General features: G+C 46.3%; 17 protein-coding genes. All 17 read left to right on the forward strand.

Annotated elements, in window-relative coordinates; all coding sequences use genetic code 11:
* Positions 1–254 precede the first annotated feature (254 nt).
* The 17 genes from gldC (at position 255) to yidD (ending at position 16,252) form a co-directional block, all read left to right on the forward strand.
* A complete protein-coding gene (gldC, locus tag LZZ85_RS24985) occupies positions 255–605 on the forward strand; it encodes a gliding motility protein GldC (RefSeq protein ID WP_237876366.1) in 351 nt (116 codons plus the stop codon).
* A gap of 48 nt (positions 606–653) precedes the next feature.
* Positions 654–1,106: a GatB/YqeY domain-containing protein gene (locus tag LZZ85_RS24990; protein ID WP_237876367.1), complete on the forward strand. Its 453-nt coding sequence runs from the start codon at positions 654–656 to the stop codon at positions 1,104–1,106.
* Positions 1,107–1,227: 121 nt separating this feature from the next.
* On the forward strand, positions 1,228–1,776 hold the full coding sequence (locus LZZ85_RS24995) for a CvpA family protein (RefSeq protein ID WP_237876368.1): 549 nt from the start codon (positions 1,228–1,230) through the stop codon (positions 1,774–1,776).
* A gap of 489 nt (positions 1,777–2,265) precedes the next feature.
* On the forward strand, positions 2,266–3,480 hold the full coding sequence (locus tag LZZ85_RS25000; RefSeq protein WP_237876369.1) for a sterol desaturase family protein: 1,215 nt from the start codon (positions 2,266–2,268) through the stop codon (positions 3,478–3,480).
* 150 nt (positions 3,481–3,630) lie between these two features.
* Positions 3,631–4,410 (forward strand): alpha/beta fold hydrolase, encoded by a 780-nt coding sequence (locus tag LZZ85_RS25005; RefSeq protein ID WP_237876371.1) that lies wholly within the window; start codon positions 3,631–3,633, stop codon positions 4,408–4,410.
* Positions 4,411–4,449: 39 nt separating this feature from the next.
* A complete protein-coding gene (locus LZZ85_RS25010) occupies positions 4,450–5,112 on the forward strand; it encodes a CBS domain-containing protein (protein ID WP_237876372.1) in 663 nt (220 codons plus the stop codon).
* A gap of 155 nt (positions 5,113–5,267) precedes the next feature.
* Positions 5,268–6,734: a POTRA domain-containing protein gene (locus tag LZZ85_RS25015; protein WP_237876373.1), complete on the forward strand. Its 1,467-nt coding sequence runs from the start codon at positions 5,268–5,270 to the stop codon at positions 6,732–6,734.
* A 183-nt stretch (positions 6,735–6,917) separates the two neighbouring features.
* Positions 6,918–7,796 (forward strand): NAD kinase, encoded by an 879-nt coding sequence (locus LZZ85_RS25020; protein ID WP_237876374.1) that lies wholly within the window; start codon positions 6,918–6,920, stop codon positions 7,794–7,796.
* A 169-nt stretch (positions 7,797–7,965) separates the two neighbouring features.
* Positions 7,966–8,826, forward strand: a complete 861-nt coding sequence (porG, locus tag LZZ85_RS25025; RefSeq protein ID WP_237876375.1) for a type IX secretion system protein PorG — start codon at positions 7,966–7,968, stop codon at positions 8,824–8,826.
* 198 nt (positions 8,827–9,024) lie between these two features.
* On the forward strand, positions 9,025–9,774 hold the full coding sequence (gene uppS, locus LZZ85_RS25030) for an undecaprenyl pyrophosphate synthase (protein WP_237876377.1): 750 nt from the start codon (positions 9,025–9,027) through the stop codon (positions 9,772–9,774).
* A gap of 263 nt (positions 9,775–10,037) precedes the next feature.
* Positions 10,038–12,773 carry a BamA/OMP85 family outer membrane protein gene (locus LZZ85_RS25035; protein ID WP_237876378.1) on the forward strand — a complete coding sequence of 912 codons (2,736 nt, stop codon included), beginning with the start codon at positions 10,038–10,040 and terminating at the stop codon, positions 12,771–12,773.
* A 26-nt stretch (positions 12,774–12,799) separates the two neighbouring features.
* Positions 12,800–13,312 carry an OmpH/Skp family outer membrane protein gene (locus LZZ85_RS25040; RefSeq protein WP_237876379.1) on the forward strand — a complete coding sequence of 171 codons (513 nt, stop codon included), beginning with the start codon at positions 12,800–12,802 and terminating at the stop codon, positions 13,310–13,312.
* Between the two features lie 168 nt (positions 13,313–13,480).
* Positions 13,481–14,044 carry an OmpH/Skp family outer membrane protein gene (locus LZZ85_RS25045; RefSeq protein WP_237876380.1) on the forward strand — a complete coding sequence of 188 codons (564 nt, stop codon included), beginning with the start codon at positions 13,481–13,483 and terminating at the stop codon, positions 14,042–14,044.
* Between the two features lie 69 nt (positions 14,045–14,113).
* Positions 14,114–14,953, forward strand: a complete 840-nt coding sequence (gene murI, locus LZZ85_RS25050) for a glutamate racemase (RefSeq protein ID WP_237876381.1) — start codon at positions 14,114–14,116, stop codon at positions 14,951–14,953.
* Positions 14,954–15,296: 343 nt separating this feature from the next.
* Complete coding sequence (rpmH, locus tag LZZ85_RS25055) at positions 15,297–15,452, forward strand: 50S ribosomal protein L34 (protein ID WP_026309617.1); 156 nt, start codon at positions 15,297–15,299, stop codon at positions 15,450–15,452.
* A 183-nt stretch (positions 15,453–15,635) separates the two neighbouring features.
* Complete coding sequence (gene rnpA / locus LZZ85_RS25060; RefSeq protein ID WP_237876383.1) at positions 15,636–16,025, forward strand: ribonuclease P protein component; 390 nt, start codon at positions 15,636–15,638, stop codon at positions 16,023–16,025.
* Positions 16,022–16,252, forward strand: coding sequence for a membrane protein insertion efficiency factor YidD (gene yidD, locus LZZ85_RS25065; protein ID WP_237876384.1), 231 nt, complete (start codon positions 16,022–16,024; stop codon positions 16,250–16,252). Before rnpA ends, yidD begins: the two co-directional genes overlap by 4 nt.
* Positions 16,253–16,256 lie beyond the last annotated feature (4 nt).

Here is a 16,256-nt window from a genome sequence, read left to right on the forward strand (position 1 = left end):
ACGAACTGAAACACTCCTCCGGCGAGTTTTTTTGGTGCAGGTGACATCCTCCCATTTTTAGCCATTTTTTCCCAGCCTTGATTTTTTTTTGTTACTTTTTTTGCATCAAGGCAAAAAAAGTAAACGGAGTCTTTCGACCTCCCGTCGAAAAAAAGCGCCTTGCCCGCCCGGCAAAAAAGAGTCTTTCGACCTCCCGTCGAATAAAACCACCTTCCCCGAAATCATTACCTTTGCCCCTTCAACTAAAAAACACTATGGCTTCATCAAGTATTATTATCGACGTAAATACCGACGACAAACGAGTTCCCGACGCCATTAGCTGGAAAGCAACCGACTCTACCATGGAGAACGCACAGAAAGCAAAAGCCATGATGCTCGCCTTCTGGGATGGTGCGGAAAAAACCGCGCTGAGGATCGACCTGTGGACAAAAGAAATGATGGTAGATGAAATGGCCGACTTCTTTTACCAGACCCTGATGACAATGGCGGACACCTATGGCCGCGCAACACAACACCAGGAACTCGTAGTGGATATGAAAAACTTCGCAAAGGAATTTTATGAAAAATTCCGCGAAAAGCAATTGAAGGAAAATAAAGCGTCCTGATCAGGAACAGTAATCAGACTTCTATAATCTCTCAAAATTTCTGGAAATATGAGCTTAGAGCAAAAAATAATGACAGAACTCAAAGCTGCGATGATCGCTAAAAATGAAGGCGCTCTCCGTAGCCTCCGTGCAATAAAAGCTGCGATCCTGCTTGCAAAAACTTCTGAAGGCTCCAAAGGCGATCTTACTGAAGACGACGAAACAAAACTGTTGCAGAAACTGGTAAAGCAGCGTAGAGATTCGCTGGATATCTTCCTGCAGCAAAACCGTCCGGACCTCGCTGAAAAAGAAAAAGAAGAGCTGGAAGTGATTGAAAAATTTCTGCCAAAACAATTATCTCCCGAAGAACTGAAAGCAGAAGTTGCGGCGATCATTGCCTCAACAGGAGCCAGTTCTCCTGCTGATATGGGTAAAGTGATGGGGGTTGCGACAAAGCAACTCGCAGGTAAAGCAGATGGCAAAGCCATCTCCGCACTGGTGAAAGAACTGCTGGCGAAATAAATCTGGCTGCAAAGCCGTTAGAAGCTCTCTGACGGATGACAATGGCCGGTGGCGTAATCAGGAAGATGTTTTTCACTGGTTCGGCCAACAGCCATTGGTCATCCGTCAGAGATTTCTCCTTATGATTCTCGACATCTTATTCATAATACTTCTTGTTTTTGCTGTGATCCGCGGGTTCCAGCGAGGATTGATCGTGGGGATCTTTTCTTTCGTTGCAATTATCGTCGGTCTTGCCGCGGCGATCAAACTTTCTGCGGTAGCGGCTGATTATCTTGGCGAAAACACCAACGTGTCAAAACAATGGCTGCCGGTGCTTTCTTTTCTCATCGTATTCATCGGCGTTGTATTGCTGATCAGGCTTGGCGCAAACCTGCTGCAAAAGTCTGTTGAAGCCGTTATGATGGGATGGGCAAACAGGCTGGGCGGTATTATTTTCTACATTGCTATTTATACGATCGTTTACAGTATTCTTCTCTTTTATGCCACACAGCTAAAGCTGCTTTCCCCGGAAACAGCGGAAAAATCTGTCGTATACGGGATCATAGCGCCCTGGGGGCCTGCCCTGATCGATGCCATCGGCGCCGTATTACCTTTCTTTAAAGACATGTTCAAAGAACTGGAAGATTTTTTTGAATCCGGTGCAAACCAGCTTCAGCAGCACAGTGCCTGATCCCTCACCCGAAGCTTCGAAAAGTGCCGGTCTTCCCGTCTGAGTACAAGATGACCGGGCCACGGCTGAATTTCAGTCAGGGCGGCTGCTCTGAGCAGGGTTCGTTCGGGATGCCTCCTCTTTTCCTCCTCTATTCCTCCTCTTTGGGTCCTCGGAATCGGGAACCAACCATAGGAGAACCGGGGTAGATCCGAGAAGGCAAAGAGAAGAAATCAGAACTCGTCATACTCACCTGCGGGTTCGTCACACCTTAAGACATTTTCCGTCATTTCCTGCATCCCGGCTGGAAAAAGGTCGCTGAACGGGGATTTTAGTACCTCCTTACTGCCACGGATAAAAAGAAACCTTAAAAGGCAGGAACGGTAAAATTCCAGGCAGGATCATTCAGAAAAAAGACAGCACTAACCCCGCACTTTTAACTTGCCTGTACACACAGTTTCCTATATCTTTGATTAGTCCATTAGGTTAGTAGACTACAAATCCATCCAGATGAAATTGAACTATCTTGGTTTTGCCGTTCCATTATTCCTGTTTTTCATTGGTCTTGAATACCTCTATTCAAAGCGAAAGGGAAAGAATTTCTTTCAGTATGCTGAATCCGTCGCAAATCTGAACGTCGGTATAGCCGAGCGTTTGCTGGATATTTTCACCACTACTTTGTTCTTTGGTGTGTTCGTGTACATTCATGAGCACTTTGCCATTTTTGATATCAAAGCCGGATGGTTCACCTGGGTTTTACTTTTCCTCGCTACCGATCTTGTATGGTACTGGTATCACCGGCTGGCACATGAGATCAATGCGTTCTGGGCGGTCCATGTGGTGCATCATCAGAGTGAGGACTTCAATTACACCGTTTCTGCCCGCATTACCGTGTTTCAGGCTGTCGTTCGCTGTATGTTCTGGGCTGTACTGCCTCTGCTCGGTTTTCCTCCGGTAATGATCTCGATCTTTTTACTGATACATGGGATTTATCCCTTCTTCATACATACCCGCGCGCTGGGAAAATGGGGTTGGTTTGAGAAAATCCTGGTAACGCCCAGCCATCATGGAATTCACCATGCATCGAACCCGGAATACCTGGATAAGAACTATGGAGATGTGTTGATCATCTGGGACAAGTTATTCGGCACTTTTGTTGAAGAAAAGAAAGAAGTGGAGATTGTTTATGGGTTAACGAAACCACTGAACAGTCATAGCTTTTTATGGCAGCATTTTCATTTCCCCCTGGAGATCTATATGAACTTCCGGTATGCCAAAGGCATTAAAGCGAAATGGAAAGTGTTGTTTGGAAAGCCGGACGACCTGGATCCAAGATACCGTTCGATACTGGAAAGAAAGTTGTTGAATGTCCGGTTACACAACCGACCCGCCACTCCGGCGATCAGGCAGTATGTGACCGCACAGACGATTTTCTGTATGGTGTTGTTGTTTGGCGTTATTTTATTCGAACATTATCTGAATGGATTACAACTATTTTTGTCGTCAGCGTTTATATTTATAAGCCTGATCAATAGCGGCGCAGTACTTGATCAGCGAAAGTGGATCTTTTACCTGGAGTATGCACGGGCTGTGCTGGTTATGATCGCAGTCGGCGTCTATTATCCTAACGGATGGCTGCTGACAGGGATCTTCGCAGCGGTAGCATTACTGACCTGGTACTTTCGTGCTATACGGCGTTATTATTTCAGGATTTTATATACATAAGCCAGCGAGGCCCCGCAGTTTACCTTATCTGATTGTTTTGGGGTGTGACTCAGTCTGTTATCTTTGCATCAACAAGTAAAGAGTTCAGCCACTGGGCTGGTTATATGCTGCAAAACGATTATTTTAGCAAAAATTAACGGTTACTGCGGAATGAGTTACGAGATAAAACAGGATGATAAGTTCAGGTTTATTGAAGAAGGCGAGGGCGAACCGCTCGTATTGCTGCATGGACTGTTTGGGGCGATGAGCAATTTTGGACCACTGATTGATTACTTCAAACAGTACAACAAAGTTGTCGTGCCCATCCTTCCTCTGCTGGATATGGATATTCTGCACACATCAGTGGGTGGACTGGCGAAGTTTGTTCACAAATTCATCGAAACACGAGGCTATAAAAATGTACACCTCCTGGGTAATTCCCTTGGTGGACATGTGGGATTGGTATATGTTTTAAAGAACGAACCAACCAGCATCAAGTCGATCATTCTTACCGGTAGTTCAGGTCTGTTTGAGAACGGCATGGGAGATTCTTATCCCAAACGCGGAGATTATGAATATATCAGGAAAAAAACAGAATTGACTTTTTACGACCCTGCAATGGCGACGAAAGAGTTGGTTGACGAGGTCTTTGGCATCACCAACAATCGCCTGAAGGTGATCAAGATCATCGCACTGGCAAAAAGTGCCATCCGGAATAATCTGGGTGAAGAACTCAATCAGATCAAACTTCCTACGTTACTTATATGGGGAAATAATGATACCATCACCCCTCCATTTGTAGCAAGAGAGTTTAATAAGTTGATACCCAACAGCGAACTTTACTTTATAGACAAATGTGGCCACGCACCAATGATGGAGGTGCCGGACGAATTCAATGTGATCCTTCACAAATTTTTGAAAAAACTCAATGAGCCTGCAACAGTAAGCTGATCATTGAGGTCTTTGTAAAAAAATAAGGAGCCGCTATCCATGTTGACAGGAGAATTACGATCTCAAAATCTGCCCTATCTGCATCTGCAGGATAAAGTGTACCAGGCGCTTCAGCTGATGAATGACAACCAGGTAACACATCTTCCGATCGTGGACGGGGAAAAATATGTCGGTATCATCGGCGAAGATGATCTTCTTCAGGTTGACAACGATCATGACGCACTTGCATCTCTACAGCAATCATTTGGCAACTCTTCGGTTAAAAACTCTGAACATTTTCTGAAAGCCATTCAACTGGCCGCTGAAAATGGCCTTAGCGTTGTACCCGTGGTTAATGATGCAAATGAACTGACCGGCGCGGTAGCCTACAGCGACCTGCTCAAAAATGCATCTGAATTCATGAGCCTCAATGAACCAGGAGGGCTGATCGTGCTGGAAATGGAGAGCAACCAGTACTCCTTCAACGAGATCAGCAAACTGGTTGAGACCAACGATGCGCAGATCACGCAGCTGAATACGCACAATGATGGCGAAACCGGGATGATGCAGGTAACCATCCGTATCAATAAGCCGGAGGTTTCAGACATCGTTGCCACTTTCCAACGCTACGAATACAACGTAAAATATTACTTCGGAGAAGAACTCTATGCGAACGAACTCCGGAATAATTATGATAATCTGATGAACTACCTGAAGATTTAATGGCTCCTGACCCAATGGCCGACTCTTCCTCAGCCGACGCTTTGGCGAAGGCTGAACCTGAACCCGCCACCTGACCTCCTAAAACTAAAACAGCCCAGTGTTTGGCGCTTGTGTGAAATCCGGTTAATTTAGATATCCTTAGCTCATCCGGCCTGATGTATCGTGTTGCCAAATATTGCCTGTGGCTTTTATTAGCGCTTGCCTGCCACCAGTCCCTGCTCGCACAGGAATCTGGTGGGACAGAGGGAAAGCCTAAAAAAGAAAAACACGAAAAAAAATCGGAAGACACCTATGTCGTTCCCGCAGGAGAATCTCCTTTCATCGTTCGCAACATTGTTATTTCCGGCAACCGGAAAACCCGCGATAATATCATTCTTCGCGAACTCTCTTTCAAATCGGGAGATGCATACCTTCTCCAGGATCTCGTCAATAAATTTGAACTCGCCCGTCAGCAACTCATGAACCTGGCCCTGTTCCATGAAGTGACCGTTGCATTGAAAAGTTTTGACGGCTATAAGGTAGATGTCGCCGTAACTGTCCGCGAAAGATGGTACCTGTTTCCCATTCCTTATCTGAGACCGGTTGACAGAAACCTCAATCAATGGATCGTTGAGCAAAAAGCCAGCCTTGACCGCGTGGACTATGGCATGAAGCTCATGTACAATAACGCAACGGGGCGCAATGATAAACTTCGCGCCACTGTTATCAGTGGTTATTCCCGCCAGCTCTTGTTGAACTATGACAGGCCATATATCGATAAAAAAATGAGGATCGGCTTAAGCGTTGGTATGTCTCTCGGGAAGAACCGCGAGATGAATTACAACACCGTCGATGATAAGCAGGTGTTCATAAAGGACAAGGGCTATCTCCGTAATTTCTGGCGTGGCTATATGGAGTTATCCTACCGGAAAGCGATCCGCACAAGGCACCGCCTCGGGATTGCATATGCGACAGAAGAGCTTGCTGATACGATCGTCAAGCTCAATCCGGATTACTTCCCCGGAGGCAGGAAAAAGATCGCATTCCCGGAACTGTATTATTTCTTTAATTATACGTTCCTCGACTATATTCCATATCCAACAAAAGGGTATGCCGCTGAGCTTTATTTCAGCAAGAAAGGGATCGACAAATCTCTTAATTCGTGGGAAATGGGCATAAAAGGCTCGGGAAACTGGCCGGTGGGAAAAAAGACTTTTGTCAGTTTAAATAGTTTTGCGACGGTAAAACTTCCCTTCGATCAACCTTATTATAACCGGCGCCTGCTTGGTTATTCCAGCACATTCATGCAGGGATACGAGTATTATGTGGTCGATGGCGTTGCCGGAGGCTACCTGAAAGCTTCAGCAACAACGCGTCTGCTCAACTTCAATCTTAATTTCAAGGGGACGAAAAAAATCGCACCGCTCCGTATTCCTGTCAATATCTACGGGCGTGTCTATGGTAATACCGGCTATATCTATGATCCGCAGCCAGGCAAGAACTTCCTGGCCAACCGGATGCTCTTTTCATCGGGTATCGGCATAGACATCGTTACCTTCTATGATTTCGTTTTCAAACTCGACTGGTCATTTAACCAGCTTGGCCAGAATGGACTTTTTTTCCACCGCCGCTCCATCTTCTAAACGCGAATGCACACTAATGCCGCGAATGCACACTAGTGGCCGCGAATGCTGTTATCCTCCCATCGTGCGATCATTTAACATGGCTGGGCTAAATTATCATTCAATTATTCGGCATAATTAACGTAATTCGTATTATCGGAGGGTATTCGCGTCTATTCGCGGCCATTCGTGCACTATTCGCGTATGAAGGCAGCAATCTATAGCAGGGTATTTGAACAGGCTCAGAAAGATGATATCCAGATCTTTTTTGATGAGCTGGAGAAACAGAAGATCACACCCGTAATTTTTCAACATTTTTTTGATCAGATCAGAGATGTGATCCGGCTACCGGAGAACGCAGCTACGTTTTCCTTGTCAGAACATCTCACAAGGGATACCGAGTTTATCATCAGCCTGGGAGGTGATGGTACTTTGCTTGATACCGTAACGCTGGTACGTGAAAAGAACATCTCTATCATGGGGATCAACTTTGGACGGCTCGGTTTTCTTGCCGGCATTGGAAAGGAAGAGATCACGGAGGCCGTGCAGGCGATCGCCAGGCGGGGCTATATCATCGACAAACGGACAATGATCCACCTCGATGCAGATCTTCCGCTCTTCGGGAATGTACCGTATGGCCTGAACGAATTCGCTGTACACAAACGCGATACCGCTGCAATGATCAAGATCCACACTTACCTTAATGGTGAATTTCTGAATACCTACTGGGCCGATGGCCTGATCGTTGCCACACCGACAGGCTCAACGGGTTACTCACTCAGTTGCGGAGGCCCCGTTGTTTTCCCCGACTCCGGTAGCTTCGTGATCACTCCCGTGGCTCCCCACAATCTTAATGTACGCCCGCTGATCGTTCCGGACGACAACGTGATCTCTTTCGAAGTGGAAAGCCGCTCAGAAAATATAATCTGCTCGCTGGACTCACGCCGGGAGATCGTTGGAAAGAACGTTTCTCTTGCCGTTCGTAAAGAGAGCTTCACCATCAACTTGTTACGACTGGGCGAGAATAGCTTCCTCCAAACCCTCCAAAATAAACTCACCTGGGGCCTTGATAAGAGAAATTAATGCTATGCGGGATAAAAGAAAATGTCTATTTTTCCGTTCTCTATACGCCCCGATTTCTAAGGAAAACCCCCAGACAGACGCCAGGACCCGCTTTCATGATAAATTTATTTATCCGTGACCCCTTGCGCCACTGCGGTAAACTAATTACCGAACATTATTTTATCCGGACATGTTGAAAAAGCTCTCATTATTAGTAAGTCTCGCTCTGGCAATTGTCGCATTTCCAGACCGCGTCCTGGCACAGGATGCAATCGTTCAGGAAGGTGAATTCGGGGTTGGCCTTGGCGCTGCTCATTACTTTGGCGATCTGAACACCCGTGCCTCTTTAAGAAGGCCAAAAGCTGCGGCTACTGTGTTCTTCCGTAAAAACTTCAATAACTATATCTCCGGCAGGATCGGGGCGTCTTTCGCCCGGCTGGGTTATTCCGATGCCTACAATTCGAAGAACGAATACATGTATCGACGTAACCTCAGCTTCAATACAAATGTATGGGAGCTGTCGCTGCAGGGAGATTTCAACTTTTTCCGTTTCCTGCCCGGTGAGCGCGACTATAGTTTCACACCATATGTAACGCTCGGGATCGGCATCTTCAGTTATGATCCGTTTGCCTACCTGCGTGGCGAAAAATATTATCTGCGCCCCTTAGGCACAGAAGGCCAGGGCAGCGCTTTGTATCCTGACCGCAAGCAATACAGCACGATGGCCATGAGCATTCCTGTTGGCGCTGGTGTCAAATATGCACTGAATGAACGCTTTAACATCGGATTCGAAATTCTTTACCGTTTTACCAATACAGATTATCTGGACGATGTAAGCACCACTTATGTTAGTCCCGAAGCATTCCCGGCAAACCCCGATGGCACTCCTTCGGCTGCCCTTCTGCTCAGCGACCGCTCTTTCGAACGCGGCACACCCATCGGTCTTCCAGGCCGGCAAAGAGGTACCAGCACGTCCAAGGATCATTTCGTTACCGCGATGGTGCATCTGACGTTCAATTTGCAGTCTTATCGCTGCCCGACAGCGAACTGATCCGTTGTTCGTTCTGCATTGACCGTCGTCTGTTGCTATAAAATATCAAAGGGCAGCCCTTCCGCATCGGAAGGGCTGTTTTTTTGAGGGTTTTAATCAGGCGGACAACGGTTATCGGACAAGGGTGAACGAACAACGGAAATGCCCGCTCCAATTCCCGTCCAAATCAATACCTTTGCTGCCCTGATCTAAAATATTATGTCAGCATTATTGCAACAGATCGACAAGCAACGGCTTCCCCGTCACATAGCTATCATCATGGATGGCAATGGAAGATGGGCGCAGGAGCAGGGCCAGGACAGGCTCTACGGGCATTTCCACGGTGTGGAAAGCGTCCGTAATATAGTGGAAGGCTGTGCCGAACTGGGCGTGGGCTATCTCACCCTCTATGCATTTTCAACAGAGAACTGGGACAGGCCCGAATATGAGGTGATCGGTTTGATGGAATTGCTCGTGACCACCATCCGTAAAGAGGTGGAAAGCCTGCATAAGAACAATATCCGGCTGCACGTGATCGGGGATATGAATATGCTGCCGGACTACGCGAGAAATGAATTGCAGCAATCGCTTGATTTTACAAAAGATAATACCGGGCTGAACCTGATCATGGCCCTAAGCTACAGCGGACGCTGGGAATTGCTCAACGCAGTGAAAAACATCGCGTTTGAAGTAAAGACCGGCAAGCTGGAAGTAGAGGCCATTAATGAAAAAACACTGCAAAAGTTTCTGACTACCAGCGAATTCCCTGATCCTGAACTAATGATCAGAACCAGCGGGGAATTCCGGATCAGTAACTTTTTGCTATACCAACTGGCTTATGCCGAACTGTATTTTACACATGTTCGCTGGCCGGATTTCCGCAAAGAAAATCTGTATGAGGCCATTCTTGACTACCAGAACAGGGAAAGACGTTTTGGCAAAACAAGTGCACAGGTAGTAAATGGCTAATGGACGGCTCCAAATGCGCAGTGGTAGATTTTTCCTGAACCCTGCGCGTACAGGAGGTTTCCGGCATTTTCTTTAACAAAGGATTTCGATTTTTACCGTTAATTTGCCGACCACGGCAAGAAATTAAAAAGCCAAAATTAAAAAGTCAAAATAAAACCAAGATGCTTAACGCGCTGACTGCTACAGTAAAGCAATACAATTCCAGTAAGAAGATCTTTTTACTTTTTACTTTTTAATTTTTACTTCTTTAGATAAAATCAACCATGCGACGAATTTCACTCCGGATCTGTGCTTTACTGGTAATGACGCTTACGGCTGTGCTCTCTGTACAAGCCCAGGATACGACTATCACTTCTGTTGATCCGGCTATCCTTGAATGGGAAAATGCCCGCATCCCAAAAGAATATAAGATCGGCAGCGTAGCGATCACAGGTATAAAACACCTGGATACCTCAATTGTTCTGTCTATCGCCGGACTTCAGGTTGGCGATAAATTCATGCACCCCGGGGCTGATATCTTTTCAAAAGCGATCGCAAACCTTTGGCGCCAGAAATTCTTCTCCACAGTACAGATCTATGTGACCGGCATCCAGGGAGATAATGTAAGTATAGAACTCGCCGTAACGGAACGGCCCCGACTCGGGAACTTTAAATTCATCGGTATTAAAAAAGCTGATGCAGAAGAGCTCCAGGGTAAGATAGGCCTCACCAAACAGACGATCATTACAGAGAATATCCGTCGTAATATCAGAGAGATCATCACTAAATTCTACCAGGAAAAAGGGTTCCAGAACATTAAGATCCGCATCGAAGAGAAACCGGATGCTGCCTATGTGAACTCAAATTCCCTGATGATCTATGTAGACAAAGGCAAGAAAGTCCGTATCGATGGAGTCTATTTCTATGGTAACGAAATGGTGGATGGTCAGAAACTGAAAAAACAAATGAAGGGTACAAAAGAGATGACCAAGATCACTCTTAACCCCTCTGAATATGTTGGCCCCTACGGCGCTTCCAAAGACCGCATGAGTTTTAAAGAGTATGCGAAAGATTGGGGCTTCCTTTCCCTAAGCAAAACAAAACGAGTACTTGATCCTTACTTCCGTTTCAAATTGTTCAGCTCTGCTAAATTCAATCCGACCAAGTATGAAGAGGATAAAGAAAAGCTGCTGAAATATTATAACTCGCTCGGTTATCGTGACGCGCAGATCGTAGATGATACGCTGGTAACAGATACAGCTAGCGCCCGTCTTTATGTGAACGTGAAAGTGAGCGAAGGGCATAAATACTATTTCGGTAATGTCTCCTGGAAAGGAAATGCGAAATACCCGGATTCACTGCTCAACGCCATCCTGGGTATTCATAAAGGTGATATATATAATGTAGACATCCTGAATAAGCGTCTTGGAAAAGAAATGTCACAGGACGGTGGTGATATCAGTGGCTACTACCAGGATGATGGATACCTGTTCTTCCGTGTTGAACCGGTGGAAACCGCTGTATATAATGATACGATCGATCACGAGATCCGTATCACCGAAGGTCCGCAGGCGCGGATCAAGAATGTGACCATCGCGGGCAACGAACGCACGAAAGATCACGTGATCCGCCGTGAACTCCGCACCATGCCTGGTGAACTGTTCAGCCGTTCGGATCTGATCCGTTCTCAACGTGAGTTGGGCAACCTGAACTACTTCAACCAGGAAACCATCAATCCCGGTGTTGTTCCGGATGCATCGGATGGTACGGTTGACATCAACTGGAAAGTAGAAGAGAAATCTTCTGACCAGCTCGAACTTTCCGCCGGTTGGGGTGGTGGTATCGGTCTGACCGGTACACTCGGTGTTACCTTCAACAACTTCTCGATTAAGAATATCTGGAAAAAATCAGCATGGGATCCGTTGCCAACAGGTGATGGCCAGAAGCTGAGTTTGCGTGTGCAGTCGAATGGACGTGCATTCCGTTCTTATAACTTCTCTTTCACTGAGCCATGGCTGGGTGGTAAGAAAAGAAACTCTTTGACGCTGGCGTATAACAACAGTAAATACTCCAACGCATTCGATCCGTTGACGGGTCGTATCGATCAGAAAAGATCTGATACAAACTATCTGAAAGTAAACGGGTTCTCCGTGGCTTTGGGTAAACAATTGAAATGGCCTGATGACTATTTCAGCCTTGTATACTCTGTGAACTTCACACAGTACATCCGCCGTAACTATGCCATCTTCCAGGGTGTGGGTGCAACAGGCCGTTCAAATAACCTTAGCCTGAAGATCGCATTGCAGCGTTCCTCTGTATTTGACCCGATCTTCCCAAGAAGTGGATCGAATATCATGGCGAGCGTTCAGTTCACGCCTCCCTATTCATTGTTTAACCCGGACCTGGTCAATTCAGACGATCCGTATAAAAACCCTGAATACCATAAATGGCGTTTCAATGCGGAATGGTATGTTCCGATCGGAAGAGCAATGGGGGCTGACAAGAACCGTCAGTTCGTGTTGAAAATGGCTGCGAAGTATGGCTTCATGGGCCGTTACAACAATAAACTTGACTACTCACCATTTGAGCGTTTCCAGGTGGGTGATGCCGGTCTGACAAACAACTTCGGTCTGTTGGGCTATGATATCATCGCACATCGCGGTTACCCGATCTATCAGACATCTGATCCAACGGTGAACCCTGATAATGGTAATTCGGCCTCAAACTTCTTTACCATCTTCAACAAATACCAGCTGGAGCTGCGTTACCCACTGGTAACGAATCCTGGAAGTACGATCTATGGTCTTACATTCTTTGAAGCGGCCAACGGTTGGTATAGTTACAAAGATTATAACCCGTTCCGCCTGCGTCGTAGCGTGGGTGTGGGTATGAGGTTCTTCCTGCCAATGTTCGGTTTACTTGGATTTGACTATGGTATCGGTCTCGACCGTATGCAGCCTGGTCAGGGCTTTAAAAACGCATCCAGGTTCACCTTCATGCTTGGCTTTGAACCGGAATAATTCAGCATTTAAAAACCTTACTCACCATGAAGAAGATCACTTTATTCGTCATTATTGCCCTGATGGGAAGCTTCGGCGTGTTCGGTCAGAAATATGCGATCATCGATACGCGTATGATCCTGGACAGAATGCCTGATTACAAAGCCGCTCAGGCACAACTGGATAATATTGCGCAGGACTGGCAGAAGGATATCGATTCAAGACAGGCCAAACTGGACCAGTTATACAAGAATTTTGATGCGGAGCAAGTGATGCTGAGTGATGATCTGAAGAAAAAAAGACAGGACCAACTCTTCATAACCGAGAAAGAACTCCGCGATCTTCAACGCCAACGTTTTGGTTTTGAAGGCGATCTGTTCAAAAAACGCCAGGAGCTCATCAAGCCTATCCAGGACAGGGTTTATAACGCTGTAGCGAAAATTTCTTCAGCCAGGGGCTACGATTTCGTCCTCGACAAAAGTGAAGGAATTACCATTATATTTGCCGACCCCAAACTGGACAAGAGTGAGGATGTGCTGAAAGAATTGGGGGTGAAATAAATAAAAATCAACCCTGCTTAATGGCTGGGGATACTGACAAGTTGGAAGCGGGGTGACTTTTTAATTTGTTAAATGATCTTGAACACGCAACTTTTTTTCAACCTATATTATCTGTTTAGAACAAAAATTGACAAATCCTCTGAAAGGAGGAAAAAGAAAAAAACAACCATGAAAAAATTGAAAGTAGTAGTAGCGGCGGTTTGCTTGGTGTTAGTAGCCAACGTTTCCCAGGCTCAAACAAAAATCGGCTATATCGATGCTGAGACGGTTTTATACCTGATGCCTGATGTAGCTAAGATCGATACGCAAATGCGTCAGTATCAGGTCGATTCTATTGGTGCAGAATACACCAACCTGATGCAGAACTACCAGCACAAAGACAGCTTGCTGCGTGCTGACAGTACAAAGAAAATGGCGGCTGCAGTAAGAGCTCAGTATGAAAGAGACCTTCAGCAACTGACTCAGACATTGACCAGCTGGCAGGAAATTGCTCAGCAGGCTTACCAGAACAAGCAAAACCAATTGCTTGCTCCTGTTATGAAAAAGATCAATGACGCTATCAACGCAGTAGCGAAAGAGAAAGGGTATACTTATGTATTGACACGCGAAAGCCTGCTTGTTGCTCCGGATTCAGATAACCTGCTGATGCCGGTTGCTGCAAAACTGAAAGTGACTGTTCCTCCGCAACTTCAGCCTGGTTTCAAACCGGCAGCTGGTGGCGGTATCCGTTAATTTAAGCTGATCGCTCATAAATAATTCGCCCCGTTCCGCTACATGCAGGACGGGGCTTATTTTTGCAATATGCAGAAAGCAAACCCCATCGGTGTTTTTGACTCAGGTTATGGCGGTCTGACGGTTTTAAAAGAGATCGTTCAGCGACTGCCGGAATATGATTATCTCTATCTGGGCGATAATGCACGTGCGCCTTATGGCAACCGCTCATTTGACACCGTATATCAGTACACACTTCAATGCGTGGAATGGTTTTTTGAACAGGGGTGTTCGCTGGTGATCCTTGCCTGCAATACCGCGTCGGCAAAGGCGCTCCGAACGATCCAGCAAAACGATCTGCCGGAGATCGCCCCGGACAAAAGAGTGCTCGGTGTGATCAGACCCACCACCGAAGTCATCGGCTCATTTTCTGAGACTAACAGCATTGGTGTGCTGGCAACGAACGGAACAGTGGCGTCGAACTCCTACCCGGTGGAGATAGCAAAGTTCTTTCCTGAACTGAATGTATTCCAGGAAGCCTGTCCGATGTGGGTGCCATTGATAGAGAATAATGAACATCAAAGCCCCGGCGCTGATTTTTTTATCAAAAAGAATCTCCGGGAGATCTTTCAGAAGGGAAAGGATATCGACACGATCCTGCTGGCCTGTACCCATTATCCTTTGCTGAAAGACAAGATCTCCGAATACCTGCCGGCGGGCGTTAAGCTCATAAGCCAGGGAGAAATTGTGGCCAATAGCCTGGCCGATTACCTGGAAAGACATCCGGAAATCGAAAAACTCTGCAGCAAAAATGGCGAAAGGTCGTTTTATACAACGGATTCCCCGGATGATTTTGACAATCATGCGACGGTTTTCTTTGGGGAAGCGGTGAGATCGCAGCATATGAACCTGGAAACCGATTGCCGGTGACCGATGGCCGATGGCCGAAACGGTCGTTTGAGTCAGCGATTCGCTTTTATGCCTGACACTCAAATAAATATACTTTTACCTGAACAGGCGACCCTGTCGGCCGTGGGCTAAGGATCATCGCCCATCGATTTCTTTCACTTTTCCTCATTTTTTCCTCAAAATATCCCCTCCTTACACTACCTTTGCCGTCCTTTCACGGCCAGCGGGTGTGGTGACTCGCAGGTTACGAAAAATGAAACCAGGTTCGTTCTCCCGAACCATATTTCAAAAATGCCCGTCAGACTTAGCTAAAAGCGAAAATTCGCCTCCGCTTAAGCTCCGGCGGATAGAAAAGTAAAAGATTATGAAACGTACATTTCAACCTCATCGTCGCCGTCGTAAAACCGTTCACGGTTTCCGTAAACGTATGCAAACCGCTAATGGCCGCAAGGTATTGGCTAGCCGTCGTGCAAAAGGCCGTAAGAAACTGACTGTTTCTGACGAAAGGAAATTAAAATAGAGCACTATCCATAGTCTCCGGACTACGGATCACAAATAGCAAATATTGATAGCTCCCGTTAATCGCGGGAGCTATTTTTGTTGTTATTTGTAGTGTCTGGCTACAAATAAAAAATGATGATCCGTGGTTAGACTATGATCCGTAGTCAGAGACTACGGATAACACCGAACAGATTTTATGCAGATGAAGAAGAGTTTGAGCAAGAAGGAACGTTTAAAAAGCCGGAAGCAGATTGATAAGCTGTTTAAGGAAGGGCTGCGGTTGAATGTACCGCTGCTCAGGGCGTTCTATGTGGTCAGGCCATTTTCGGTTAGTGAGAGATCTGTACGGCTACAGTTTGGTGTTGGAGCAAGCAGCCGGACATTTAAGCGCGCGGTTGACCGTAACCGGATCAAACGCCTGGGACGTGAAGCCTGGCGCTTGCAAAAGGAACCATTCTTTTTGCAATTGGAAGAACTGAATAAGGCGCTGGATGTTTTTATTATTTATACCGGTAAAGAACTGCCGGATTATCAGCAGATGTATGCTTCGGTAGCTGAAGTAATAAAAAAAATCGGAGGAAAACTCAAGTGAAAACGATATTGCGCATACTGGCGATCCCTTTTCTCTTACTGATCAAATTTTACCAGGTGGTCATTTCTCCATGGCTTGGGCCAAAGTGCAGATATACCCCAACCTGTTCTCATTATGCCGCAGAGGCGCTGAAGAAACATGGTGTGTTCAAGGGACTGTGGCTGTCAATCAAACGGATCGGAAGATGCCATCCATGGGGCGGGAGTGGATATGATCCGGTGCCATGATCAA

Origin of the sequence: Terrimonas ginsenosidimutans, assembly GCF_022012415.1 — a bacterium.
GTDB classification, from domain to species: Bacteria; Bacteroidota; Bacteroidia; order Chitinophagales; family Chitinophagaceae; genus Terrimonas_A; species Terrimonas_A ginsenosidimutans.

Bases quoted from the DNA above. Each gene is read 5' to 3' on its own strand.
- gldC (WP_237876366.1), top strand. From the start codon at position 255: ATGGCTTCATCAAGTATTATTATCGACGTAAATACCGACGACAAACGA.
- LZZ85_RS24990 (WP_237876367.1), top strand. From the start codon at position 654: ATGAGCTTAGAGCAAAAAATAATGACAGAACTCAAAGCTGCGATGATC.
- LZZ85_RS24995 (WP_237876368.1), top strand. From the start codon at position 1,228: ATGATTCTCGACATCTTATTCATAATACTTCTTGTTTTTGCTGTGATC.
- LZZ85_RS25000 (WP_237876369.1), top strand. From the start codon at position 2,266: ATGAAATTGAACTATCTTGGTTTTGCCGTTCCATTATTCCTGTTTTTC.
- LZZ85_RS25005 (WP_237876371.1), top strand. From the start codon at position 3,631: ATGAGTTACGAGATAAAACAGGATGATAAGTTCAGGTTTATTGAAGAA.
- LZZ85_RS25010 (WP_237876372.1), top strand. From the start codon at position 4,450: ATGTTGACAGGAGAATTACGATCTCAAAATCTGCCCTATCTGCATCTG.
- LZZ85_RS25015 (WP_237876373.1), top strand. From the start codon at position 5,268: ATGTATCGTGTTGCCAAATATTGCCTGTGGCTTTTATTAGCGCTTGCC.
- LZZ85_RS25020 (WP_237876374.1), top strand. From the start codon at position 6,918: ATGAAGGCAGCAATCTATAGCAGGGTATTTGAACAGGCTCAGAAAGAT.
- porG (WP_237876375.1), top strand. From the start codon at position 7,966: ATGTTGAAAAAGCTCTCATTATTAGTAAGTCTCGCTCTGGCAATTGTC.
- uppS (WP_237876377.1), top strand. From the start codon at position 9,025: ATGTCAGCATTATTGCAACAGATCGACAAGCAACGGCTTCCCCGTCAC.
- LZZ85_RS25035 (WP_237876378.1), top strand. From the start codon at position 10,038: ATGCGACGAATTTCACTCCGGATCTGTGCTTTACTGGTAATGACGCTT.
- LZZ85_RS25040 (WP_237876379.1), top strand. From the start codon at position 12,800: ATGAAGAAGATCACTTTATTCGTCATTATTGCCCTGATGGGAAGCTTC.
- LZZ85_RS25045 (WP_237876380.1), top strand. From the start codon at position 13,481: ATGAAAAAATTGAAAGTAGTAGTAGCGGCGGTTTGCTTGGTGTTAGTA.
- murI (WP_237876381.1), top strand. From the start codon at position 14,114: ATGCAGAAAGCAAACCCCATCGGTGTTTTTGACTCAGGTTATGGCGGT.
- rpmH (WP_026309617.1), top strand. From the start codon at position 15,297: ATGAAACGTACATTTCAACCTCATCGTCGCCGTCGTAAAACCGTTCAC.
- rnpA (WP_237876383.1), top strand. From the start codon at position 15,636: ATGAAGAAGAGTTTGAGCAAGAAGGAACGTTTAAAAAGCCGGAAGCAG.